This window comes from Sediminihaliea albiluteola, assembly GCF_014077625.1.
GTDB lineage: Bacteria > Pseudomonadota > Gammaproteobacteria > Pseudomonadales > Halieaceae > Sediminihaliea > Sediminihaliea albiluteola.
Map to the genome: position 1 here is coordinate 950,735 of NZ_JACFXU010000013.1, position 23,786 is coordinate 974,520.

The 23,786-nt window shown below is 52.8% G+C and carries 23 protein-coding genes; 2 read left to right on the forward strand and 21 right to left on the reverse strand.

Annotated features, from left to right (window positions below; all coding sequences use genetic code 11):
* Positions 1 to 107: 107 nt before the first annotated feature.
* Positions 108 to 2,162 (forward strand): TonB-dependent receptor, encoded by a 2,055-nt coding sequence (locus H2508_RS05285; RefSeq protein WP_182169682.1) that lies wholly within the window; start codon positions 108 to 110, stop codon positions 2,160 to 2,162.
* A 49-nt stretch (positions 2,163 to 2,211) separates the two neighbouring features.
* On the opposite strand, the gene H2508_RS05290 is transcribed toward H2508_RS05285, so the two are convergent.
* The 6 genes from H2508_RS05290 to tsaB all read right to left on the reverse strand — a co-directional run bounded on the left by H2508_RS05290 (position 2,212) and on the right by tsaB (position 8,029).
* Entirely contained in the window at positions 2,212 to 3,231 is a 1,020-nt protein-coding gene (locus H2508_RS05290) for a tryptophan--tRNA ligase (protein WP_182169685.1), read from the reverse strand.
* Between the two features lie 49 nt (positions 3,232 to 3,280).
* Positions 3,281 to 4,414, reverse strand: coding sequence for a tRNA-queuosine alpha-mannosyltransferase domain-containing protein (locus H2508_RS15230; RefSeq protein WP_182169688.1), 1,134 nt, complete (start codon positions 4,412 to 4,414; stop codon positions 3,281 to 3,283).
* Positions 4,415 to 4,418: 4 nt separating this feature from the next.
* Entirely contained in the window at positions 4,419 to 5,738 is a 1,320-nt protein-coding gene (locus tag H2508_RS05300) for a M18 family aminopeptidase (RefSeq protein ID WP_182169691.1), read from the reverse strand.
* Between the two features lie 75 nt (positions 5,739 to 5,813).
* Positions 5,814 to 6,404, reverse strand: coding sequence for a TetR/AcrR family transcriptional regulator (locus tag H2508_RS05305; protein WP_182169694.1), 591 nt, complete (start codon positions 6,402 to 6,404; stop codon positions 5,814 to 5,816).
* Positions 6,405 to 6,515: 111 nt separating this feature from the next.
* Positions 6,516 to 7,319, reverse strand: coding sequence for an undecaprenyl-diphosphate phosphatase (locus H2508_RS05310; protein WP_328799317.1), 804 nt, complete (start codon positions 7,317 to 7,319; stop codon positions 6,516 to 6,518).
* On the reverse strand, positions 7,316 to 8,029 hold the full coding sequence (tsaB, locus tag H2508_RS05315; RefSeq protein WP_182169697.1) for a tRNA (adenosine(37)-N6)-threonylcarbamoyltransferase complex dimerization subunit type 1 TsaB: 714 nt from the start codon (positions 8,027 to 8,029) through the stop codon (positions 7,316 to 7,318). Before tsaB ends, H2508_RS05310 begins: the two co-directional genes overlap by 4 nt.
* Positions 8,030 to 8,204: 175 nt before the next feature.
* Here tsaB and mobA point away from each other — a divergent pair, with 175 nt between their 5' ends.
* Positions 8,205 to 8,792, forward strand: a complete 588-nt coding sequence (mobA, locus tag H2508_RS05320) for a molybdenum cofactor guanylyltransferase MobA (RefSeq protein WP_182169700.1) — start codon at positions 8,205 to 8,207, stop codon at positions 8,790 to 8,792.
* A gap of 91 nt (positions 8,793 to 8,883) precedes the next feature.
* Here the strand turns inward: mobA and H2508_RS05325 are convergent, their stop codons facing one another.
* From H2508_RS05325 to H2508_RS05395, 15 genes are all read right to left on the reverse strand, one after another.
* Positions 8,884 to 9,753 (reverse strand): hypothetical protein, encoded by an 870-nt coding sequence (locus H2508_RS05325; RefSeq protein ID WP_182169703.1) that lies wholly within the window; start codon positions 9,751 to 9,753, stop codon positions 8,884 to 8,886.
* Between the two features lie 364 nt (positions 9,754 to 10,117).
* A complete protein-coding gene (adk, locus tag H2508_RS05330; RefSeq protein ID WP_182169706.1) occupies positions 10,118 to 10,765 on the reverse strand; it encodes an adenylate kinase in 648 nt (215 codons plus the stop codon).
* Positions 10,766 to 10,886: 121 nt separating this feature from the next.
* On the reverse strand, positions 10,887 to 11,693 hold the full coding sequence (mazG, locus tag H2508_RS05335; protein ID WP_182169709.1) for a nucleoside triphosphate pyrophosphohydrolase: 807 nt from the start codon (positions 11,691 to 11,693) through the stop codon (positions 10,887 to 10,889).
* Positions 11,694 to 11,701: 8 nt separating this feature from the next.
* Positions 11,702 to 13,933, reverse strand: coding sequence for a GTP diphosphokinase (relA, locus tag H2508_RS05340; RefSeq protein WP_182169712.1), 2,232 nt, complete (start codon positions 13,931 to 13,933; stop codon positions 11,702 to 11,704).
* Positions 13,934 to 13,945: 12 nt separating this feature from the next.
* A complete protein-coding gene (gene cysM, locus H2508_RS05345) occupies positions 13,946 to 14,842 on the reverse strand; it encodes a cysteine synthase CysM (protein WP_182169715.1) in 897 nt (298 codons plus the stop codon).
* 79 nt (positions 14,843 to 14,921) lie between these two features.
* On the reverse strand, positions 14,922 to 15,296 hold the full coding sequence (gene acpS / locus H2508_RS05350; RefSeq protein WP_182169718.1) for a holo-ACP synthase: 375 nt from the start codon (positions 15,294 to 15,296) through the stop codon (positions 14,922 to 14,924).
* The gene (gene recO / locus H2508_RS05355) at positions 15,293 to 16,018 is read right to left on the reverse strand and encodes a DNA repair protein RecO (RefSeq protein WP_182169721.1); all 726 of its coding nucleotides are present in this window, start codon (positions 16,016 to 16,018) and stop codon (positions 15,293 to 15,295) included. The genes acpS and recO overlap by 4 nt, the downstream gene beginning before the upstream one ends.
* A gap of 41 nt (positions 16,019 to 16,059) precedes the next feature.
* Positions 16,060 to 16,959 (reverse strand): GTPase Era, encoded by a 900-nt coding sequence (gene era / locus H2508_RS05360; protein ID WP_182169724.1) that lies wholly within the window; start codon positions 16,957 to 16,959, stop codon positions 16,060 to 16,062.
* On the reverse strand, positions 16,952 to 17,629 hold the full coding sequence (gene rnc / locus H2508_RS05365; RefSeq protein WP_408014918.1) for a ribonuclease III: 678 nt from the start codon (positions 17,627 to 17,629) through the stop codon (positions 16,952 to 16,954). Before rnc ends, era begins: the two co-directional genes overlap by 8 nt.
* Positions 17,630 to 17,640: 11 nt before the next feature.
* Positions 17,641 to 18,027, reverse strand: coding sequence for a DUF4845 domain-containing protein (locus H2508_RS05370; RefSeq protein WP_220463586.1), 387 nt, complete (start codon positions 18,025 to 18,027; stop codon positions 17,641 to 17,643).
* A gap of 49 nt (positions 18,028 to 18,076) precedes the next feature.
* Positions 18,077 to 18,916: a signal peptidase I gene (gene lepB / locus H2508_RS05375; protein ID WP_182169727.1), complete on the reverse strand. Its 840-nt coding sequence runs from the start codon at positions 18,914 to 18,916 to the stop codon at positions 18,077 to 18,079.
* 12 nt (positions 18,917 to 18,928) lie between these two features.
* Positions 18,929 to 20,728: a translation elongation factor 4 gene (gene lepA, locus H2508_RS05380; RefSeq protein WP_182169730.1), complete on the reverse strand. Its 1,800-nt coding sequence runs from the start codon at positions 20,726 to 20,728 to the stop codon at positions 18,929 to 18,931.
* 190 nt (positions 20,729 to 20,918) lie between these two features.
* Positions 20,919 to 22,313 (reverse strand): DegQ family serine endoprotease, encoded by a 1,395-nt coding sequence (locus H2508_RS05385; RefSeq protein WP_182169733.1) that lies wholly within the window; start codon positions 22,311 to 22,313, stop codon positions 20,919 to 20,921.
* Between the two features lie 41 nt (positions 22,314 to 22,354).
* Positions 22,355 to 22,831: a SoxR reducing system RseC family protein gene (locus tag H2508_RS05390; RefSeq protein WP_182169736.1), complete on the reverse strand. Its 477-nt coding sequence runs from the start codon at positions 22,829 to 22,831 to the stop codon at positions 22,355 to 22,357.
* A 1-nt stretch (position 22,832) separates the two neighbouring features.
* Positions 22,833 to 23,756, reverse strand: coding sequence for a MucB/RseB C-terminal domain-containing protein (locus H2508_RS05395; protein ID WP_408014922.1), 924 nt, complete (start codon positions 23,754 to 23,756; stop codon positions 22,833 to 22,835).
* Positions 23,757 to 23,786 lie beyond the last annotated feature (30 nt).

Consider the following 23,786-nt stretch of genomic DNA (forward strand, 5'->3'; position numbering starts at 1 on the left):
ACAAATTATCCTATAGCCCCAATTCCTTCAGCGCCAATGCAGCAAGTGTTCAACACTTGAGCTTAGTACCGCGCTGCTGGCCGGGGCTGTCATTTAGTGGAGCTACCATGAAACAAACTCTATTCTCGAAACTGTGCGTTAGCGCCTTGCTTTGCACAGCAGCTAATAGTTTAGCGAGCCCAGCAGCAACGCCCGAGCATGTCTTAGTCACAGCCACTCGAAGTGCCCAAGACGGCCTGCGCTCGCCGCTGTCCTATTCCGGCCTCGAACAGGATGCGCTGAGCCTCACCGCCGCGGTCCACCCCAATGAGCTCATGCAGAGAGTATCTGGCACTTGGATCAGCCGTGGCAACGGTCAGGAGAGCCTCACGGCCTTGCGCTCGCCAGTGCTAACCGGCGCTGGGGGCTGCGGCTCTTTCTTGATGGCGGCGGATAATATCAGTCTGCGAGCCCCTGGATTTTGTAACGTCAACCAATTATTTGACGCCAATATTGAACAAGCCGGTCGCCTTGAGGTGATCAAGGGACCCGGCACTGCGGTGTACGGTGCCAGTGCCATGCACGGCGTGATCAACGTACTCTCAGCAGCACCCGACACCTTGCCTGCACAGGCGATCAGCTTTGAAACAGGCCCCAATGACTACTACCGCGGCAGCTACCAATACGCCGCTCAGCAGGGCAGCCACGGTATCAGTCTGCGCCTCAATGGCAGTACTGACGGTGGCTATCTTGATGATGCAGGTTACGACCAACAAAAACTGAGCCTGCGCCACGATTACGATGGCGGGCAATGGCAACTGCAGTCAGTTGTTGAAGGCAGTAACTTAAATCAAGAGACTGCTGGTTTCATCGAAGGCTATAAGGCCTACAAAGATAATGCCCTGCGCCGCAATAACCCCAACCCCGAAGCCTATCGTGACGCCTGGTCGCTGCGTGCCTATAGTCAGGCTTCCATTGATCTCGCAGAGGGCAAGGTACTGCAAATAACCCCCTATTACCGCAATAACTCAATGGAGTTCCTACAGCATTTCCTGCCTTGGCAAGCCATAGAAAAAAATGGTCACGACAGTTTCGGCCTGCGCGCAGCACTCAGCGGTGCTAGCGATAGCTTGCAGTGGATCAGCGGTATTGACCTCGACTATACCCGCGGCTGGCTAAAAGAAACTCAGCCCGAGCCCTTTAGCCCGAACCAGCCCGCTGGCGTACATTACGACTACGAGGTCAACGCCACCTCGGCAGCGACCTTCGCCCAACTGACTTGGCAGGCTAGCGAGCGCTGGACGATTGATAGCGGATTGCGTCTAGAGCACACCCGTTACGACTATGACAACCGCAGCGGTGATGGCTCTGCCTGTGCACCGGGTGCCAGTGCCTGCCGCTTCTTCCGCCCAGCAGATCGGCGCGATGAGTTTGATAACTGGTCACTGAACCTCGGCGGCAGCTATGAGTTTTCAGCAGGGCAGTACCTGTTCCTGCGCGCTGCCAATGGCTTCCGTGCGCCAGAGACCGCCGAACTGTACCGCCTACAGGCGGGCCAGCAAGTAGCCAAACTGGATTCAGAGCGGATTGACAACATAGAGCTTGGACTAAAAGGTGCCCTCGCCGAGCAGCTGCTGTACAGCCTATCGCTGTTTAGCATGCATAAAGATGATGTAATCTTTCAGGACGCAGACCGACATAATGTCAGCGGCGCCAAAACTCGCCACCACGGCTTAGAACTGTCCTTAGATTATCAGCTAAACGATGCCTGGTATGCTGGCCTTGACCTGACTAGGGCGCGCCATCGCTATGATAGCAACGCGCCGCTATTGGGAGTCAGTGAGAGTATCAAAGGCAATGACATTGATACCGCACCGCGACTCTTTGGCAGCGCCCGACTGGGTTGGCGCAGTGCGCAGTCACAAGCCGAGCTGGAATGGGTCTATATGGATGAGTACTACCTCGAGCCCACCAACCGCTTTAAATACGACGGTCACCAGCTACTCAACCTGCGGGCAAGCACGTCACTTAGCAAGGGGCTCAGTGCCAGTGTCAGGCTGACTAACCTGCTCAATGAAAAATATGCCGAGCGGGCGGACGTCGGCTTTGGCGAGTACCGTTACTTCGTCGGCCAGCGCCGCGGAGTCTACTTGCAACTCAACTACAGCCTACCCCAGAGTTAATGGACGCTTAGGCCGCGCCTCCTGATCTGGGGGCGCGGCGGTATAGGCCTTAGCTCATACGACGAATGCCGACCGCTTCGCGGACTTTAGCCAGTAATGGCACACTGTATTCACGAGCGCGCTCGGCGCCGCGCTGCAGCACCGACTCGATATAAGCTGGGTCAGCCATCAACTCATTATAACGCTCGCGGGCTTCGCCTAGTTCAGCGTTAATTAATTCAAATAGCTGCTTTTTAGCTTCGCCCCAAGCAATGCCTTCGGCAAAGTCCTTACGCATCCGCGCGGCCTCATCCTCGCTAGCGAAAGCCGCCCAGATCTGAAACACGGTTGAGTCATCAGGATCTTTCGGCTCACCGGGTTCAAGCAAGTTGGTTTTGATTTTATTGATATGTTTACGCAACTGCTTTTCTGGCAAAAACAAGGGAATGGTGTTGCCATAGCTCTTGCTCATCTTGCGACCATCCAAACCCTGTAGCAAAGCAACATGATCTTCTACCACTGCTTCTGGTAGCCTAAAAAGCTCGGCAAACTTGTGATTAAAACGCTGCGCAATATCTCGAGCCATCTCCAAATGCTGGACTTGGTCTCTGCCCACAGGCACTTTATCGGCATTGAACATCAAAATATCTGCAGCCATCAGAACCGGATAGCAAAACAGGCCCATAGTCACGGCAAAATCCGGATCTTCGCCGGACTCTTCATTAGCCTGTACCACCGCTTTATAGGCGTGGGCTCTATTCATCAATCCCTTGGCCGCATTACAGGTCAAAATCCAATTCAACTCAGTGATTTCAGGGATATCTGACTGTCGATAAAACACTGCGTTATCGGTATCCAAGCCCAGAGCCAGCCAAGTGGCGGCAATTTCACGGCTCGACTGACTGACCTGCTCTGGATCACTACACTTAATCAATGCGTGGTAATCCGCCAAAAACAAAAAGGACTCTATCGAAGTGTCGCGGGATGCAGCGACTGCGGGCCGTATCGCGCCAACATAGTTGCCCAAATGAGGTGTGCCGGTGGTGGTAATGCCGGTGAGAACGCGCTGGGGAGCAGTAGTCGAAGTCATGAACTGAATCTTACTCGTAAAAAACGAGCAATTTTAGCTGGTATCCGGCTCAGTGACCATCCTGTGCTAGCAGAGCTTGGAAAGTTCGTCGATAGCAGGGAGCCAGTGACTCTAGGCTAAAAGCCCTCACCGCGGGTGGCTGCGCCCTACCCTCCTGCAAAGCTGCGGCGAGGATCAAGATAGTCTCGCTAGCGGCCGCGGCTTCTGCCGCCGGATCATCCGGCAGCGAACTGTAACAAAACTGTGCTTCATAGAGTTCCTGATAGGCTAAGCGTCGCGGCACTACTGGCAGGCAACCACTGCGCACGGCCTCAAGTACTGCAATGCCCTGGAACTCATGCAGAGCAGTCGACAAAACCATATCCGCCTGCTGTAACAGTGCCTGATAATCAAGCGCAGACTCTATCCAGCCCAAGTGCACTAGGCGGTGCTGATAATCGGTCTCTATGCGTGAGAACACCGCAGGTCTATTGCGAAACTCCTGCCCCACCACCGCCAGTTGGTAATCTAAGCCGGCCCGCTCTAAGTGCTGCAAAATTCGCTCAAGGTTGTCAGCGCCCTTGTCATACTCCAAGCGGCCCACCCAGACCAAGCGCAGTGGAGCTGCTCCCTGCACTGCCACTTCAGGCCACATGGGCTCTTGCCCATCGACAGCTTGGCGCTCCGGTAAGAGCGGTACGGCTAGCACTTCAGCGCGCTGCGCCAGTGAGCGGGTCACATCCGGGGGCACAAAATCCGGCAGGCGTTGCAGCAAGTCATCACATCCGGCCAAGAAGCTATCGCGGTTATAAGCTGAGTTAAAGGCTATTCGGTCAGCGGCCAAGGCGCTGTAAAGACTAACCATCTGCGCTTCAAGCAAGCCATGCTGAGACTGGCCCTGGGGATAGGCAAACTGGTTTTCATGAAAATATAACAGCGTGGGCAAGCGACACAGTGCGGGAACAAGTCCGCGCAAGGTTGCTAAATCCACCATGGAGGTTGCCACCAGCAAATCTGCCGGCTGCTCTAGTACAGCGCGCTGCTCAATTGCCCAGTACAAGGGATTACCCCGTACTCGCCAACTAAAATGCCGCGGCGGCAAAGTTAGGCTGCGCCACTGAAAGTCAGGCAGCATCAGCTCTAAACCCCGCCGCCAATATGCGTGACTACCGGCATCATAGGCCGATAGTAAGAGTGCCTGCACCGCTTCAGCCTGCGCTCAAAGGCCCTGGAAAGTCGTAAAAGCGCCGCAGCACACGGGCTAAATCAAAAGCGTCTTTACTGCCCGCCAACTCACGAATTGAGTGCATAGCAAAGGTTGGCACACCAATATCCAGTGTTCGAATACCGGTGCCACCGGCGGTAATCGGGCCGATCGTGCTGCCGCAAGCCATATCACTGCGCACCACAAAAGCCTGTACAGGAACAGCTTCCTGCTTAGCCAGCAAGCGAAACAGCCCAGCAGTTTCACTGTTGGTGGCGTAGCGCTGGTTGGCATTAATTTTAATCACCGGTCCGGCGTTGAGCAGCGGGCCATGATTATCATCGTGCCGATCAGCATAGTTTGGATGGATGCCGTGAGCATTATCTGCGGAGATCATCATCGAGCGCTCGATGAGTGCCTGATAGGCGCTCTCATCTCCAGCAATACGTTTCAAAACAGAGCGCAGCAAGGGCCCCTGGGCGCCCGAGGTAGAAAGACTGCCAACCTCTTCGTGATCATTACACACTAAGAGCGTGCTCTGTGTGCCATCAGCTTGCAGCAAGGCCTCGAGCCCAGTGTAGCAACTGAGCAAATTATCCAAGCGTGCCGAAGCAATAAACTCCCCCTCCAGACCCAGCAGCGCCGCTACTTGGGTATCATAAAAAGACAGCTCGTAATCCAGCACCTCTGCCACATCAATCTCAGGATGCTCGGCGCGCAATTGCTCTGCAATCAATCGCCGAAAATCCAGTGCTTCTTCACCAGGGAGCTGAGTCAGGATCGGCAATATATCAGTTTGAGGGTTGATGCTGCGTTTCTGATTTACTTCGCGATCAAGATGTATTGCCAGACTGGGGATGGTGGCAATAGCGCGGCGGAAATCGATCAAGGCCGTCTTCAGCAGGCCGTCTTTGCCGTGATAACTCACTCGGCCAGCGAGCGATAAATCGCGATCAAACCAAGGATTGAGCAAAGCCCCCCCATAGACTTCAACACCCAACTGAAAGTAGCCGTGGCGAAGTTTTTCAGGCTGCGGTTTGACCATCAGGCAAGGGCTGTCAGTATGAGCCCCCACCATTCGCATGCCACTATCGCGGGAACTGTCTCTGCCTAAGCTGAAGGCGACAATGGCGCTGTCATTGCGCGTCAAATAATACTTACCACCGGCCTCTAGTGACCAGCTACTGTCGTCACGCAGAGCACTGAAACCCGCTGCATCAAGGCGCTTTACAATCGCATCAACAGCATGAAAAGGCGTGGTTGCACGAGATAAAAAATCGCATAAAGCTGTGTTAAAAGAATCTTGAGAGCTTGTCTGGGACATGACTACCTTTACCTAAAATTGCAAAATAAGAGCGTCGAAGGACGCTATGCAGGCGGCTAGAGTAGTGTGGGGTGCTCAGCTTCGCAAGTCGTCAATCATCGACTTTAGCAGCTGTTTTTGCAGCATTGGGCTCCACTGACCACCATTGGCCACAGCAATTGCAGCCAAGCCATAGATCGCGGCAGCCAGAACCCGATAGACCTTAAGCAGAGTAATACCTGAACGCAACTCACCCGAACGCTGCGCCTGTCGCAGAGCACGCATAGCCTGGGATTGCTCTAGTTGCTGGCGCTGCTCTAGTAAACTTTGTACTGCAGGGACCTGCGAGGCGAGCGTGATAAAAGATAGGCGAACCCGCCACTCATTCAACAGAGCCGCAGTCAATGGCAATTGAGCCAGCAATCGACTGTGTAAATGATCAAGGCCTGATAAGCCTTCAGCAGCTGCCTCAACCCGCAAAGCGGATTGCTGTTCTACAAAATGAATAGCAGATAATAGCAGGGCTTCTTTGTCGGAAAAATAGTGCTGGACCATGCCCTTAGTGCAGCCATGGTGAGCAGCCACAGTACGCAGGGTAGTATGCTCTAAGCCAATCTGTGCCACTACTTCGGCAACCGTTGCTGCCAACTGTAGGCGTTGTTCTTGATGATCAACTATCTTGGGCATTACATAATGCCTCCGCGGCATTCCTTGAATAGTTCAAGAAGTGTAGCAAAGGTGGGGAATGTTGCAGGACAGACTGGCAAAGAACTCAGTCCGCCCTGCCAGAGGCCAAACTCAGGCTAGCCAGAGATAGTACAGAATTAGCGCCAGCACTATTCGATAATAAACAAAGGGCATCAAGCCGAGCTGCTCTAACAAACGGATAAACAAGCTGATACAAGCGTAAGCTGTGATCCCGGCTACCAATGCAGCAGTCGCCAACAGCCCCCAGTCGACCATTAAATCACTCTGTAGCAAGTCGATTGACTTGAGCAAACCCGCACCGGCGATGACCGGAATCGATAGCAAAAAGGAAAAGCGTGCTGCGTCGTGGCGCGACAAACCCAGCAGCAGCGCTGCAGTAATAGTGACCCCCGACCGTGAAGCACCTGGGATTAATGCGCAGGCTTGGGCCAAGCCAACCCAAAGCGCAATCATCAAACTGAGCTTTAGCCCCTCACCGGCAGGCACTGCGCGACGGTCGGCCAAGGCCAATAAGAGACCAAAGCCTAAAGTCGAGCTGGCAATAACTGGCAGGCTGCGCAGCTCAGCTTCAATAAAGTCTGCGCCGAAAAAGCCAAATATCACTGCAGGCAATGTCCCGACAAACAACAGAAAAACTAATCGCCGCTGCTCGACAGCATCGCCACTTGCACTGGGTTGCAGACAGGCTAAAAGCATCTGCTGTAAATCTCGGCGATAAAACAACATGACTGCCAGCAAAGTGCCAACGTGCACCGCAACATCAAAGGCCAAGCCCTGATCAGGCCAACCAAAGACCAGCGAAGGAATCACTAAGTGCGCAGAGCTGGAGATCGGAAAAAACTCGGTAAGTCCCTGCACAAACGCTAGTATAAGTGCGTGTATTGGTTCAATCACGATGCTTTACCCTGTTCCGATAACTTCTTCCAAGAGACCTCATCCCGCACATAGACTGGGCACACTTGCTCTGCTTTCTGCAGCTGTCCCTGCCGCCAAGCGATTTCAGCAGGTTTAAATAGATCCTGTGCCTGTGGCAACAACTCGGGATAGCAGGCCTGCAGCCTTTGCTGCAAGTCTTGTGGCATCTGCTCAGCAAGCAACAGCCCCGAACCAATCCCCACTACCTTCTGGCCTGCATCGAGCGACACAGGGAGTGACTCAGGGCGCGAAACCTGTGGCCCCTCCAGCACTTCAATGTGATCATCATGCACCTGACATAGCGACCAATAAAGTTCCCCCATATGGGCATCGACCGTACTGAGAATGTAATCACCACTGTGGATTAGGCCCTCGCGGTAAGCCGTGTAAGCCTGCGCTAATAGGGTGCTGACCGGGATCGCTGGCAGTTTATTGGCAAAACACAAGCCCTGTACTGCGCTGGCGCAAATCCTCAAACCAGTAAAGGAACCCGGACCGACGCCATAGACCACTGCATCAATACCCAGCTCCCGCAAGCGCCCGTGAGGAAGAAGTTGCTGTAACATAGCAAACAGGCGCTGACTGTGCTGCCGAGGAATGATTTCATGCTGCTGGGTTATTTGCTGATCTAGCAAAAGCGCTAGCGAGCAGGCATCTGTCGAAGTATCCAATGCCAAAAAGTTAGCCATAGCTGTCACTGTCATCGATCTGTGATTGAGTTGCCTGCTAAGCTACTGCAGGGGCTGAGAGAAAACTGAGCTGCATCTACAATGCGGCTGAAAAACTTCGACATTGTACAACAAAGCTGAGCCTGACATGATCCCAGAGGCCTGCAAAGCCAGAACAAGCTAAGAGAAAATCACTATGACTGTAGCCTTACATGATCGTCGAGCCTACACCGGCCTGGTACTTGCCGGCGGTGCGGGGCGGCGTGTCGGCGGGCAGGATAAGGGTATGCTAAGTTGGCGCGGTGCAAAGCTGGCCGAACATGTCTGCTACCGCCTGCGACCACAGGTCGGCGAACTGTGGATTAGCTGTAATCGCAACCAGCAGTTCTACGGCAGCCTGGCCGACCGTGTGGTGGTTGATCAAGGGCCAGGCTTTGAAGGTCCTTTAGCTGGCATTGCCGCGGTTGCCGCGCTTACCGCAGATATTCAATCACCTTTCCTATTAATCAGCGCCTGTGACACCCCGCGCTTACCAGTGGATCTAGGAGAGCGACTCATGGCAGGACTACAAGACCCGGCGATCGACGTCTGCGTGGCCTTTGATGGTGAGCGTGAACAATACCTAGCAGCAGCTCTGCGCACTCGCTGCCTGCCTAGCGTTAATCATTACTTAGAACTGGGACAGCGCTCAGTGCGCGGCTGGTACGCGAGCTTGCGGCGCAATCGGATTGATTTTTCTGATCAGGCGGAAAGCTTTTTCAATTACAACAACTTGACACAGTGATAAGCGGGCCAGGAAAAATATTCGATAAATCTTAAGCCCGACAATATTAATCGCCGCTGGGACATCAGCGGCGATTAATGACTAGGCATGGCTATGACTTATCGGCCTCGACAGCCTTAGACTTTGGCGCTGCTTTCTTTGGCGCTGCTTTTTTAGCAGTGGCCTTCGTTTTCTTCGCTGCCTTAGGCTTAGCGGCTGCTGCTGTTTTAACTGCTGATTTTTTGCGCGCTGCCGCTTTAGATTTGGATGCTGTAGCTTTTGCTTTAGGGCTAGCAGTTTTAGCTTTAGCTACTTTTGTTTTTGCAGTGCTTGTTTTCTCATCCGCTTTCTTTTTCGCTTTAGCTTTGGCCTTCTCTTTAGCTGCAGCTTTCTCAGCAGCGGCTTTCAACTTGGCCACTAGTTTCTTCTCAGCTGCCTTATTGTCACGCTCGAGCTTTTTCTCCATTGTCGCGAGCTTTTTAGCATCGGCTCTGGCGCGGGACTTTTCCCACTTTGCGGCATATTCAGCTAAAGCTTTGGCTTTATCGCGCTCAGCTCTTTCTGCCAGTTCAGCTTTGCGATCAGCCAGTTTTTGTTCGGCGATAATTTTAGCTGCTTTAATCCTAGCATCAGCTTTTAGTTCTCTGACGCGCAATTCGGACTCCGCGACACGCTCACGCAAAGTCTTAACTTTGGCGCTGATTCTGGTCTGGGCTGTAGTGGCGGTCTTGATGGCGCGCTTGTCACCCGAAGCTCTTGCCTGAGCAATGCGATCATTTGCATCGGCTGAAGCTTTTCTCTCCGTTGCCAAGTTCTTTTGCAACTTTGCCAAAGCCACTTCAGCTCGTTTCAGAGCGGGAGTTTCGTATGATGTAATGGTGATCTTTTTAGACGAAACTTTTTTTGCCGCTGCTTTTTTAGCTGGTGCTTTGCGAACAGCTTTAGCTGTTTTCGCTTTCATTTTTCTCTCGGCTTTTGCCATAACGCAAATCTCCGCTGTCGTTAAGTGTATATCGCTGCAAAAATACCAACAAAACCAATCATGTACAACATGCGGCTGTTTTATTTATCAATACTGAAAGCAGCAAGCAGCCCGATCTTAAAGTCCTGCATCAACATTTAAGTAGGCTTAATATCATTCAAAAAAGTTTTTAATGAAAAGAAATACACTTTATTTATAGCCTATTATTTTATCTTTTATAGAAAGATTAAATATTTACTAGGCAGTTGCAGATGATCAACTGCTGAGGTATCGCATTAAAATAGAGCGGCTAAGCAATACTATTGTTTTTTCATCGGACACAAAAAAGGGGAGCTAAGCTCCCCTTATTGAAAAATACGGCTAATCACTTATCGAGCGAAGCGACCACTCGACTGCGAATTTCCTCAACAGTACCAACGCCAGCAATGCGGTGGTATTTCGGTGCCTTATCGCCTTTCATTGACTGATAGAAATCAATCAAAGGACTGGTTTGTGATTGATAAATCTCAAGACGCTTGCGAACGGTTTCTTCGCTGTCATCTTCACGCTGTACCAATGGCTCACCGGTCTCGTCATCGAGGCCGTCTTGCTTAGGAGGATTATAAACAAGGTGATAGGTCCGACCCGAGCCTGGGTGAACGCGACGACCACTCAAGCGAGAAATGATCTCTTCATCGTCGACCGCAATTTCGACCACATGGTCGATATCAACACCGGCCTCTACCATCGCTTCTGCTTGCGGAATGGTCCGCGGGAAGCCATCGAACAAAAAGCCGCCACGACAATCATCGTCTTGGATACGCTCTTTGACCAAGCCAATGATAATGTCATCAGACACCAAACCACCGGCGTCCATCACTTCTTTGGCCTTCAAGCCCAACTCGGTTTTCGCCTTAACCGCGGCGCGAAGCATATCGCCGGTTGAGATCTGTGGGATATTGTATTTTTCAGTAATAAACTGGGCTTGAGTGCCTTTGCCGGCACCAGGAGCGCCCAACAGAATCAGTCGCATTCAGTGGTTCCTCGGTAGCCTTGCTGGAACCGTAGCGTACGGCAGCCCGCAAGGTGGGTCATACGATATAAAGAAGGGCAGCTACCATACACAGGCTGTGGTTCGAGCACAAGTCCCGTCGCTAGCGTCTTTTGGCCGCTTCCCAGAGCTCGTCCAGCTCAGTAGCGCTGCAGCTAGCCAAATTTTGACCCGATGCTAAGGCCTGGCTTTCCATGTGGCTAAAGCGGCTCTCAAACTTACTTGAAGCACGACGAAGAGATGCCTCGGCATCTAGACCAAGATGACGTGAGAGATTGACGCAAGTAAAAAGCAGGTCGCCCATCTCCTCTTCTATCGCAGCGCTATGACTCTCTGACATCGCTGCGCGCAGCTCGGCGAGCTCCTCCTCTATCTTGAGCAGCACCGATTCAGCTTCCGGCCAATCAAAGTTGACTCGCGCTGCGCGTTTTTGCAATTTTTGGGCGCGAGGCAGCGCTGGTAAGGCCAGCGGTATATCCGCTAACAAACCCTGCTCTTGGCGCTTATCGCGCTCCTCTTGCTTGATTGTCTCCCAACTTTCCTTAACTTGTTCAAGTGCCGCCGAACGATCGGCTATACCTTCTATTTCACCCCCCGCGAACACATGGGGATGCCGGCGTATCAGCTTTTGAACTAGCCCATCGACCACCGAATCAAAATCAAAGAGCTCTTGTTCTCGTCCCAATTGGGCGTAAAAAATCACCTGGAACAGCAGGTCGCCCAACTCTTCCTCCAGATGTACAAAATCACCGCGCTCAATAGCCTCGGCTAACTCATAACACTCTTCTAAGGTTGAGGGGACGATACTGCGAAAGTCCTGCTGTAAATCCCAGGGGCAGCCATGCTGCGGGTCGCGTAAACGCTGCATCACTCGCAGCAAATCATCCATAGCGTATTTCACTTTAGCCATCGACTTTACTACTCGCTGATGCGTGAAGCGCTCACGACATTAGTCAAACCACTAATACGCTGCAGGAGACGGGACAAGGCCCCCAGGTTAGGGACTTCGACACGCAAACGCATGGTAGCTGTATGCTGCTTTTTGTTAGTCTGGGTGTTAATTGACAAGACATTAATACGCGCAGCACTAAACAAGCCAGTGATATCACTCAGCAAGCCTTGGCGGTCATAAGCTTCTATAGCAATATCAACCTCGTAACTTTGCCCTGGGGTTTCACCCCAATCCACGCGGATAATCCGCTCAGGCGAAGACTCTTGCAGCTGCACTAAGCGACCACAATCACTGCGATGAATACTAACGCCGCGGCCCTGGGTTATAAAGCCTGTTATATCATCACCGTGTATCGGGCAGCAGCATCCCGCCATCTGTGTCAGGAGATTGCCAACCCCCTGCACTTTTACTTGCTTGTTTGACAGCGTTTTTGCGCTGCCAGAGACAATCTCAAGCTTGGGCTCAGTATTTTTTTCAAGCAGACTCTGAGCTGCATTAAGCACCTGAGCTGAAGCTAGCTCGCCCGAGCCCACCGCCGCATACATATCCTCGACCGTAGTCATTTGGACTTTGGCGGCAATGCGTTTGTAATCAATGCTAGTGAGCGCCAGTCGTTTGAAATCCCGTTCTAAGAGATGTCGTCCAGCATCGATATTATCTTCTCGGGCTTGGGTTCTAAACCAGTGCTGCACTTTTGCACGAGCGCGCGAAGTGCGCAGGTAACCCAAACCGGGCTGCAGCCAGTCGCGTTTAGGTACGCCATCTTTACTGGTCAGTATCTCGACCCGCTCACCGGTCTTCAATCGATAACTCAAAGGCACTATGGAGCCGTTTACTTTCGCGCCGCGACAGCGATGCCCTACTTCAGTATGCACATGGTAGGCAAAATCTAAGGGTGTAGCGCCTTGAGCTAAATTCACCACATCGCCTTCGGGAGTAAAGACATAAACTCGATCCTGAGCCACATCGAAGCTGAATTGCTCCGCCACGCCCTGGCTATCGCCCGTTTCTTCATGCCAGTCCAACACCTGTCGCAACCATGCTATTTTTTCTTCATAGCTACTGGCCATACTAGATTCAGCATCAGAACCCTTGTAGCGCCAGTGTGCACAAACCCCCAGTTCAGCCTCTTCATGCATCTGTTTGGTGCGAATCTGCAATTCCAATACTTTGCCCTGAGGGCCAATTACCGCGGTGTGCAGTGAGCGATAACCGTTCTCTTTAGGGTTGGCGATATAGTCATCAAACTCATTAGGAATATTGCGCCACAGACCGTGCACTAAACCTAGGGTGGCGTAACAATCCTTGACCTCGGGGACCAGTATACGGATGGCGCGAATGTCGTAGACTTGGGAAAAACCAATGCCCTTGCGCTGCATTTTTCGCCAAATACTGTAAATGTGCTTGGCCCGCCCCGAAATTTCGAACTCGAGTCCTGCATTTTTTAACACGCGGCTCAATTCATCGCGGACCTGATTGATAAATTGATCGCGCTCTATCCGTTTACCATCGAGTAGACGCGCGATTTTGCGGTAGGCCTCGGCATAAATATAACGGAAAGAAAGGTCTTCCAGCTCCCACTTGAGATAGCCGATCCCCAATCGGTGAGCCAATGGCGCGTAGACATCAAATACATCTTGGGCGATCGGCATGCGCCGCTGTTCATCATACTTTACGGCCCGGATGGCACAGACACGTTCAGCCAGTTTAATCAGTGCCACACGGACATCATCCACTAGCGAGATCAACATTTGACGAATATTGTCTTTTTGCGCGTTGGGCTGCCCCAAAACGGGGCTTTGTGCGGGGCGCTTGAGGTCACTAATAGCCGCCATACGCAGCACTCCAAGGATCAGCGAGCGCACCTCGGCACCAAAGCTTTCCTCAACCGCATCCAGTGACAGGCGCTCCTCACGCACTGCCCGATACAGCAAACCCGCCAGCAGCCCATCCACGCCGACATGAAGTTCAGCGAGGATTTGGGTGATATCTAGGCCCGCGAGAAAGGTATCCGATACGCTGGACCAATCAGCGACATCCACTCCCTGATTCTGCGCTGCGTTTTGCGCCACCTGCAATGCTTGCTCTAAGCGCTGCTGCTCTGCTTCGTCCAGCACCACCGGCAATTGATCCAGCCAGCGCTGCACATCGATTGTGCCGGCAGGGCTAAGGTGTGACTGTTCTCTGACTCGAACCATAATGAGCCCAACTCAACTGTCGGCGAACACGCCAGTCGATAAATAGCGATCGCCTCGGTCGCAAATGATGGCGACGATAAGGGCATTTTCCACTTCTTGCGACAGTCGCAAGGCAGCGGCAACTGCCCCACCCGAGGAAACGCCGCAGAATATCCCCTCTTTTGAAGCCAGTGCACGCATGGTCTGCTCGGACTCAGTTTGCGAGATATCCATCACTCGATCCACCCGCGCGGCGTCGAAGATTTTTGGCAGATAAGCCTCCGGCCAGCGGCGAATCCCCGGAATGCTCGAGCCATCTTGAGGCTGTAAACCAATAATTTCTATCTCTGGGTTTTGCTCTTTGAGGTAGGCCGAACAGCCCATGATGGTTCCGGTGGTACCCATCGAGCTGACAAAGTGCGTCAATTGACCATCTGTCTGATGCCAAATTTCTGGCCCTGTACTACGATAGTGTGCCAATGGATTGTCGGGATTGGCGAACTGATCGAGCACCCGACCCTCGCCGCGAGATTGCATTGCCAAAGCTAGGTCCCGGGCGCCCTCCATGCCCTCTGCCTGACTCACTTCTAACAGCGTCGCGCCATAGGCCGTCATCGACTGCTTGCGCTCTGCACTCATATTGTCGGGCATAATCAAAGTCAGAGGGTAGCCCTTAATGGCCGCGGCCATGGCCAGGGCAATCCCTGTATTGCCACTGGTCGCCTCTATCAGACGGTCACCCGGCCGAATCTCGCCTCGGGCCTCGGCATCGGCAATCATGCCCAGCGCCGGACGGTCCTTGACCGAGCCTGCGGGATTATTACCTTCGAGTTTAACCAGAATCGTATTACTGCTCTGCCCGGGCAAGCGCTGCAAGCGCACCAGTGGAGTATTGCCTATAAAGGATTCTATCGTCGGATATTGGGACATAAATTCATTACCATCTTGATATGGCCAGTATATCGGCTTTAGCAGGGACTAACAGGGCGAAAACGAGCATGCCTGTGGGCTATTCGCCCAGTACCGCAAAAGCGACCACATAGGCCTGTTCGTCAGCTAAGCTCAACAGCACACGGGAGCCACCGCGCGCCTCAGCTGCTGCCAGTGCGCCGCCTGATAGCTCGACCATTGGCGCACCCTTGTCGTCGTGTACTATATTCATATGCTGCCAGCTGACACCGCGACCAATACCAGTGCCGAGCGCTTTAGCAATAGCTTCTTTGGCTGCAAAACGTTTGGCTAGCAAGCGCAGGGGCATTTGGCTGTTGTTATACTCGCGCTGCTCTTCTGCGGTCAGTATACGCGCCACAAAGCGATCACCTAGGCGCTCCACCACCGCTTCAATACGGGCAATTTCTAAAATATCAGTACCCACTGCAATCATTGCACAGCCTTTTGCCGAAACTGTCGAAATAACTCACGAGTATGCAGAGGCCGCCCACCGAGATGCTCTGCTATCACTTGACGCAACAAGCGCTTAGCGACTTGTGATCTAGCGCCACCGAACTGACCTTTTGCGATAGCTTGCAGATCATGACCGGCAAAGCGACTGTGCTCTGGGACAGCCTGAGAATGGCACTCAACTAAGCCTAAACCGGGGTGGTATTCATACCAAGCCTCCGCTTTTACGGAGCTCTGGGCACGCACATCCCAGAGCGGGTCAAAACCATAACCGAGCTCATCGAGTAAGCGCAATTCAAAGCTGCGCAATACTGTATCGATCGCAGCTTCGCCGCTCAAGTTGTGCAGTGTCTCGCCGTAATATGCAAAGAGGGCTTGATGGGGGCTCTGACTGTGGAGAAGTCGCAATAAGAGCTCATTGAGGTACAGACCGCTGAACAGGCGCTCTCCGCGCAGCGTAATTGCCAGCCCGGCAGGCTCGGCAGAGACAAGGGATTGCAGCTCACTGCGGCCAGAGAAAGACAGTAGCAAAGGCCGGAAAGGTTGTAAGGTTGCACGCAGACTACCACCACGGGCTTTGCGGTGTACACCGCGCCCCACCAAACTTAAACGACCGTATTCTGGAGTAAAAACCTCTAACAGCTGACTGCTATCGCGATAGGGTCGACTGTGCAGTAAGAAGGCTGGTTGCAAGTTAACGCGCATAGCCGATCATCACTCCCGGTGGCGCTTAGCGCCGATAGCGATCAGCGGTCATCATAGCCCAAGCTGCGCAGGGCCCGCTCATCATCGGCCCAACCCGACTTCACTTTCACCCAAGTGCGCAGCATCACTTTGCTATCAAAGAGTAACTCCATATCTCGGCGGGCTTCGCTTCCTATGCTACGCATGCGAGTGCCACCTTCGCCGATGAGAATTTTTTTCTGACTTTTTCGCTCCACTAAGATCAGCGCCGAGATATGCAGCAACTCCCCTTCCTGGGAAAAGTCCTCTATCTCTACGGTGACTGAATAAGGTATCTCATCACCTAGTTGCCGCATAATTTTTTCACGCACAATCTCCGCCGCCAAAAAACGCTGGCTGCGATCGGTGATCTGATCTTCTGGAAACAGATGCAAGGCTTGCGGCAGGTGTTTTAAAACCTCCTGCTCGAGTGCCTCAAGGTTGTGCTGCCGCAGTGCAGAAACCGGTAACACCGCTGCAAACCGCCCTTTGTCTGAGAGGACTTGCAAACGCGGCAGCAGCACCGTCTTATCCTCTAAGAGATCAACCTTGTTGATCACTAAAATGGTCGGCACCGACACTCGCTCGACCTGCTGTAAAACCAGCTCATCCTCTTCCGTCCACGCAGTGCGGTCCACCACAAAAATCACCACATCGACATCTTTAATAGCAGAGCTAGCGGCCTGGTTCATCAGGCGATTAATCGCGCGCGGCTCTGCTTTATGCAAACCGGGTGTATCAACATATATGATCTGATCGTCACCTTCGGTTTTGATACCCAGCACTTGATGGCGGGTAGTTTGAGGCTTGCGAGAGGTGATGCTAATTTTTTGTTCCAGCAAGTAATTCAGCAAAGTCGACTTACCCACATTAGGGCGGCCGACAATCGCCACATAGCCACAACGGCCTTTAGCTTCAAGCATGATTTTCCAACCTCGCTAATGCAAGCGCAGCGGCAGCTTGCTCCGCTTTACGCCGACTACTGCCGCTACCTTGCACCTTCAGCGCTGGTTTGTCGATGACACAGCTAACCTCGAAATACTGTTGATGGTCTTCGCCCTCAACGCTCAGTAATTCATAGCTTGGCAGTGACCTGCCCCGCCCTTGTAAAAACTCTTGTAACAGCGTCTTAGGATCTTTAGCAGCGCTACCCGATTGTAGCGCCTGCAGGCGACCGTCAAACCAGCGCAACAGGCATTCGCGACAGGTTTCAACATCGCTATCAAGTAAAATAGCGCCGGCAACTGCTTCGAGCGCGTCAGCTAAAATCGAAGCGCGGCGATGGCCGCCACTTTTCTTTTCACCGGCGCCAAGCTGCAGGCATTCACCAAACTCAAGCTCATTAGCCAGCTTAGCCAAGGTATCACCTTTGACTAAAGAGGCCCGCAGGCGGCTCATATCACCCTCTCGCATACTAGGAAAGCGGTGATATAGGCTTTCGGCAATTACGTGGTTAACGATTGAATCACCTAAGAACTCAAGGCGTTCATTATTTTTGGAGCCGGCGCTGCGGTGGGTCAGGGCCAGTTCGAGTAATTTGCGATCCTTAAACTGATAGCCAAGGCGGCGCTCTAGACGAGAAAGTTTATCCACTATTTAAACAACTATAGGGGCCTGGCGGAGCCGGCTTCAAATTTAAGATCATCGAACTTAAGCACTGCATCAATACGCCAAATTAGTGGCAAGCGAGCCTCGTAATTGGCATCGATGTAGGTTTTGCCTTCTTTACGATAAACCTCGATATCCTTGGGCGTGATATCGTAGATCTGGTTGGTGTTGAGCAAACTGGCAATACGCCGCCTAATGTCAGCGATGTTTTCCTCATCGGGGCGATGCTCTTTAGATACCTTAGTAATAATTTCTTTAATGGTGAGGTACTCAAAATAGCTCGGCGCAATTTTAATGGCGCTCATCGCAAAAAAGCCCAGCATCAAAGCAATGCACAGCATACTGAGCATCGACAGGCCGGACTGCTGCTGAGGTAGTTTCATGACTAGCTCCTCAATAAGGGATCACAGTGATTATTATTTTTTATCGCCGCTACTCAATGGCACCAACACGACTGAAACTTGGGAGACTAAACAGGGAATCCCAGTGCATCCAGATGGCAAAGGCCTTACCTACTATATCGCGCTCCGGCACCTGTCCCCAAACCCGACTGTCACTGCTATTGTCGCGGTTATCGCCCATCATAAAATAGTGCTCAGGCTTTACTAGCACAGTAAAATCACGCGCCGGACGGACTGGGTCAAGCTGAGTTAGATGGTTGCGCTGGCCTAATTGCTCTAGGGCCACTTCGTGACGACCACTGCCCTCAGGCACAATAGCTAAAGACTCCCAATTCACCGGCTCGCCATTCACTGATAGACGTTTGTTGCGGTAGCTAACCGTATCCCCCGGCAGGCCGATAACCCGTTTGATGTAATAGGTATCATTCATGTGCGGCGGGAAAAACACCATCACATCGCCACGCTCGGGCTTGTTTAAATCGAAGACCTTGGTGCGCACTACCGGCAAACGGATACCGTAGGTAAATTTATTCACCAAAATATAGTCTCCAACCTGCAGGGTTGGCACCATCGATGAGGAGGGAATCTGAAAGGGCTCGACCAGGAAGGAGCGCAGTACAAATACCACAAAAAGCACAGGAAAGAAGGACTTTGCGTACTCGACGATAGTTGGCTCTTTAGCTGCTTGACTCGCTCGCGCTTCAAACTCATGAGCTTGGGCACTGCCCTGTTCATTGCGCTTGGGATAGTGAGCTTCGAGATCCGCTAGCCGGCGCTTGCGAGCCGGGGCGAAAAAGATGGCATCGGCCAGCCAAATAAAGCCACTGCTAAAAACCAGAATGACTAATATCAGGGGAAAATCAATCGTCATAGCAGGTCCTTATCAGCTATCAACCTTGAGTACCGCGAGGAATGCGGACTGTGGAATCTCTACGTTACCCACCTGCTTCATGCGTTTTTTACCCGCTTTCTGCTTTTCGAGCAATTTACGTTTACGGCTGACGTCACCGCCATAGCATTTGGCAGTAACGTTCTTGCGCAGAGCTTTAACTGTTTGACGCGCCACGACCTTGCCGCCAATTGCCGCTTGAATCGCCACATCAAACATCTGACGGGGAATCAGCTCTTTCATTTTTTCAGTCAAAGCACGGCCGCGATACTGCACCTGATCATGGTGCACAATAATCGCCAAGGCATCCACTCGATCACCGTTAATCAAGACATCCAAGCGCGACAACTTAGCGGCTTCAAAACGCTCAAAGCCATAATCAAGTGATGCGTAACCGCGGCTGACTGATTTCAGACGATCGAAGAAATCCAGCACCACTTCCGCCATAGGGATATCGTAAGTTAATGAAACCTGCGCACCGAGGAACTGCATATCCTTTTGTACCCCGCGCTTTTCAACACAGAGGGTAATCACGTTGCCCAAGTAATCCTGAGGCACCAAGATACTGCAGCGAGCAATTGGCTCTCGCATTTCTTCAATATCGCCCACATCAGGCAATGAAGAGGGGTTGTCGACCTGAACTAGCTCGCCGTTTTTCTTCAGTACTTCATAAATCACCGTCGGTGCAGTGGTGATTAGATCGAGATCGTATTCACGCTCCAAACGCTCCTGAATAATCTCCATGTGGAGCATACCCAAGAAGCCACAGCGGAAGCCAAAGCCAAGGGCATCGGATGTTTCCGGCTCATAGAACAGCGAAGCATCATTTAAGGTCAGTTTGGCCAGTGCATCACGAAAATCCTCATAGTCATCCGAGGAAATAGTAAAGATGCCGGCATAGACCTGTGGCTTAACCCGCTTAAAACCGGGTAGAGCTGGCACATCAAGGTGCTGGGCACTGACTAGGGTGTCGCCGACCGGCGCGCCCTGAATATCCTTAATACCAGCCACCACAAAACCCACTTCGCCGGCTTGTAGCAAGCCGGTTTCTAAGCGTTTAGGGGTGAAGATGCCAATGCTGTCGACCTGGTGCGACTTGCCCGTTGACTTAATAATAAACTTATCCCGCTTGCGCAGTACGCCCTGCTTAACTCGCACCAGGGACACCACTCCGAGATAGTTATCGAACCAACTATCGATAATCAGCGCCTGCAAAGGTGCCTCCCGATCCCCTTCTGGCGGCGGAATTTTCTCTACTAGATATTCCAGAGCATCCTCAATACCCAAGCCGGTTTTAGCACTTACCGGACAGGCATCGCTGGCATCAATGCCGATAATCTCTTCAATCTCTAACTTGACCTTATCGGGGTCGGCTTGGGGCAGGTCCATTTTGTTGAGAATGGGCAGGACCTCAAGGCCCTGTTCGATAGCGGTGTAACAGTTAGCAACAGACTGCGCTTCTACGCCCTGCCCCGCATCCACCACCAATAAGGCACCCTCACAAGCCGACAAGGAGCGCGATACTTCATAAGAAAAGTCCACGTGGCCTGGAGTATCAATAAAGTTGAGCTGGTAAACCTGACCATCGCGGGCCGTATAGTCGAGCGTCACGCTCTGGGCTTTGATGGTTATGCCGCGCTCACGCTCAATATCCATCGAGTCCAGTACTTGCTCGGCCATTTCACGCGAGGCAAGGCCGCCACAGTGCTGGATAAATCGGTCAGCTAGGGTCGATTTTCCATGATCGATATGCGCGATGATGGAAAAGTTACGAATGTGTTGGAGATCACTCACTCTGTCAAAGCTCAGTTGTGGGCCATTAAAACGGCCAGAGGGGCCCAGGACGCCAGCAGCTGGCGTTCCCGAGAATATAAGCCCGGGGGCCAAAAGACGCGGGATTGTACCGCAATGCGCGCCACACCGCTACGCTGCCCCGAGGCAGCCCGCCAAAAGTCAGCGGGCTGCACAGCAGTGAGCTAGGAGCTTAGTCCTCGAGCTTCAAGCCAATAAACAAGGGCGAGCCGCGTCTGATGAGGCGCAGTGGAACTGAACTACCTGGCTTCAACTTGGCAACTACCCGCTCAAAAGACTCCATGTTTTTAACCGGCGTTGAGCCGATAAGGGTAATGACATCGCCGGGCACAATGCCCGCAGCAGCTGCCGCCGAACCTGACACCACCTGACGCACCAGCAGACCGCCATTAATACCCCAGCGCTCCAGCGTTTCAGGGCTGGCTGCTTCGACCACTAAACCGAGCCTGCCACCTTTGCTATCTTGATCGCGGCCGGTACTCAGTGCAAAGCTGTCTTCGGCACCTAAGCCGCCCACAGTGACCTTAATTTTGCGCTTCTTCTGCTCTCGCATGATCTCCACTGGAACCTGCGTGCCCGGAGCAATCAAACCCACTACGTGCGGCAGATCTGAGGAACTAGGAATCGCTTTATCGTCGAAACGAAGGATGACGTCACCCGCCTGAAGACCCGCTTTATCGGCCGGGCTATCGGGGGCCACCTGCGCCACTAGCGCACCCTGAGGACGATCCAAGCCAAAGGATTCAGCAAGGGTTTTATCGATATCTTGAATAGTCACTCCCAGCCAGCCACGGGTTACCCGGCCATCGGTCTTCAACTGATCGACCACGTTGTGCACCACACTGACAGGTATGGCAAAGGACAGCCCGATAGAGCCGCCACCGCGAGTAAATATCTGCGAGTTAACGCCTACCACTTCGCCCTTCAAATTAAATAGCGGGCCGCCGGAGTTACCGGGGTTGATCGCCACATCGGTCTGGATAAAAGGTACGTAGTTCTCATTCTGCTCGGTCGGCAAACTGCGTCCCTTAGCGCTGACAATGCCCGCGGTAACCGAATAGTCCAAGCCAAAGGGAGAACCAATGGCGAGCACCCACTCCCCTACCTGTAAATCATCATCGGCGGCCAAGCTGAGAGTGGGCAGCTTCTCACCGTTGATGCGCAGCAGCGCCAAGTCAGAACGCGGGTCAGTGCCGACCACTTCCGCCTCAAACTCACGGCGGTCACTCAAGCGCACCAGTACACTGCTGGCCCCGTCAACCACATGGTTGTTGGTGACGACATAGCCGTCATCAGAAAGAATAAAACCCGAGCCAAGTCCCATCCTGGGGCCCCGGTTGGGCGGCATCGCTTGCGGGCCGAAAAAGCGTCGCAAGTACTCAGGAATTTCCTGCTGCTCATAGGGATTATCAGCACGAGGACTGCTGTGCTCTACGATGATCTTGACCACCGCCGGCGAATTTTTCTTAACAATATCACTAAAGTCAGGCAAGGCTGCAGCAGCCTTGAAACTCAATAAAAGACTGACAGTGAGAAACAACAAAACGCTATGTTTAATAGATTTCATAGTCGGTTCAAACATCCTTAACAAAGCATTGAACGGAACGTTTATGCCAACTCGACGGCTGACAGGATTGAGGGCTGACGCTTAACTAGAGTGGGCTGAAAGCTCACATCATCTTGATGGCGAGCGGCGTGCCAGCGCACCACCACCGCGCCAAGGACAAAGCCCATGACAGCCCCGAGCAAAGCAGCTAGGTCCTGCTGCGCCGAAAACAGCCATGCGCCAAGTACTGCGGCCCCGAGCATGCTAAGCAGGGGCAGCACATAAACCACTAAGGAACCGCGTAAAATCACTGACTCGGGGATGGCAAAGCTCACCTGATCGCCAATACGGCAATCCTGCAGAGCAATATCCCCCGGTAGCACTCGGATATAATGACGCCGGCCACTGCCAACTCGGTTGAGCAAGCCATGACCGCAGCCCTTTTGTGCCGAGCAAGTACCACAAGTGCTCTGACGCAGTGTTTCGACCCACAGGGCATCCGCGTCAACAGCAACTACCTCACCGCTTTCGATCAGCATCTCAGTGAGTCCAGCGAATGGAATCAGCCACCATGCGGGCTGTATTGACCGGCACTTCGCCAATCACTGTCACCAGCACGGGCACTTCGCTCAGCCGGAGACCGCGGGTGTAAGAGGTAGTACTGCCCTCGCGGGCAATGCCTTCACCGGGCCTTATTTCACGTGAAAGGGGTTCTAGAAACACTGAAAAGGCAGCCAGGCCATCGGTGTAAGTACGGCGCCCCATAGCACCAGGGCCACCATCTGTCAGCTCAAAGCCGCGAGGTAACCATGTAATACTCCAGGGCATTTCTAGCTCGGCCTTAGCAGAACTAGCCTGCTCATCATCGACGATGGGATGAGAGGCTTGATACACCACATCAACATCGGCTGCTTCTGGCTGAGCTGAGCCATAAGATAAATTGGCAAATTGAAAACGTTCCAAGACTAAATCGCCGCGACCCAGAGTACTGGATTTCAGCAGCAAGCCCGTTTCACGATCCAGCTCTAAGAGATAACCGTAGCGATACATGTCCAAAGGCTCTACGCGGATTTTAACCGCCTGCCGTCCAGCTATGCGCTCTCCCGGCGTGACTTGAAAGCGATAGTATTGAGCAACTCCACAAGACTCCGTGCCCAACGACTCACCTAATTGCAACAGTCGATGACCGGTGTGCACACAGTTCAGCGGGTGATCGGCGCGCACCACCTGAGCACCCTGCCCAGTCAACTTGGTCAATTGTTCTGAGGCTTTATCACCCGAGACGGAGTGCGAGATTTGCATCACCTGCATCTCGTCACCACGCTGCAAGGTAACCACCCCGTGATAGGCGCCATGAGTACTGCGAGACATTTTATCGAGCCATTTTAAAGCCTCCGAATCCGCAGCGGGACAGCTATCAGCGAGCGCTGCTGCGGGAAAGCTGAGAGCTGCAGCTAGCAGCAGGCACGAGGCAGTGACTAGCCGCCCTAAATG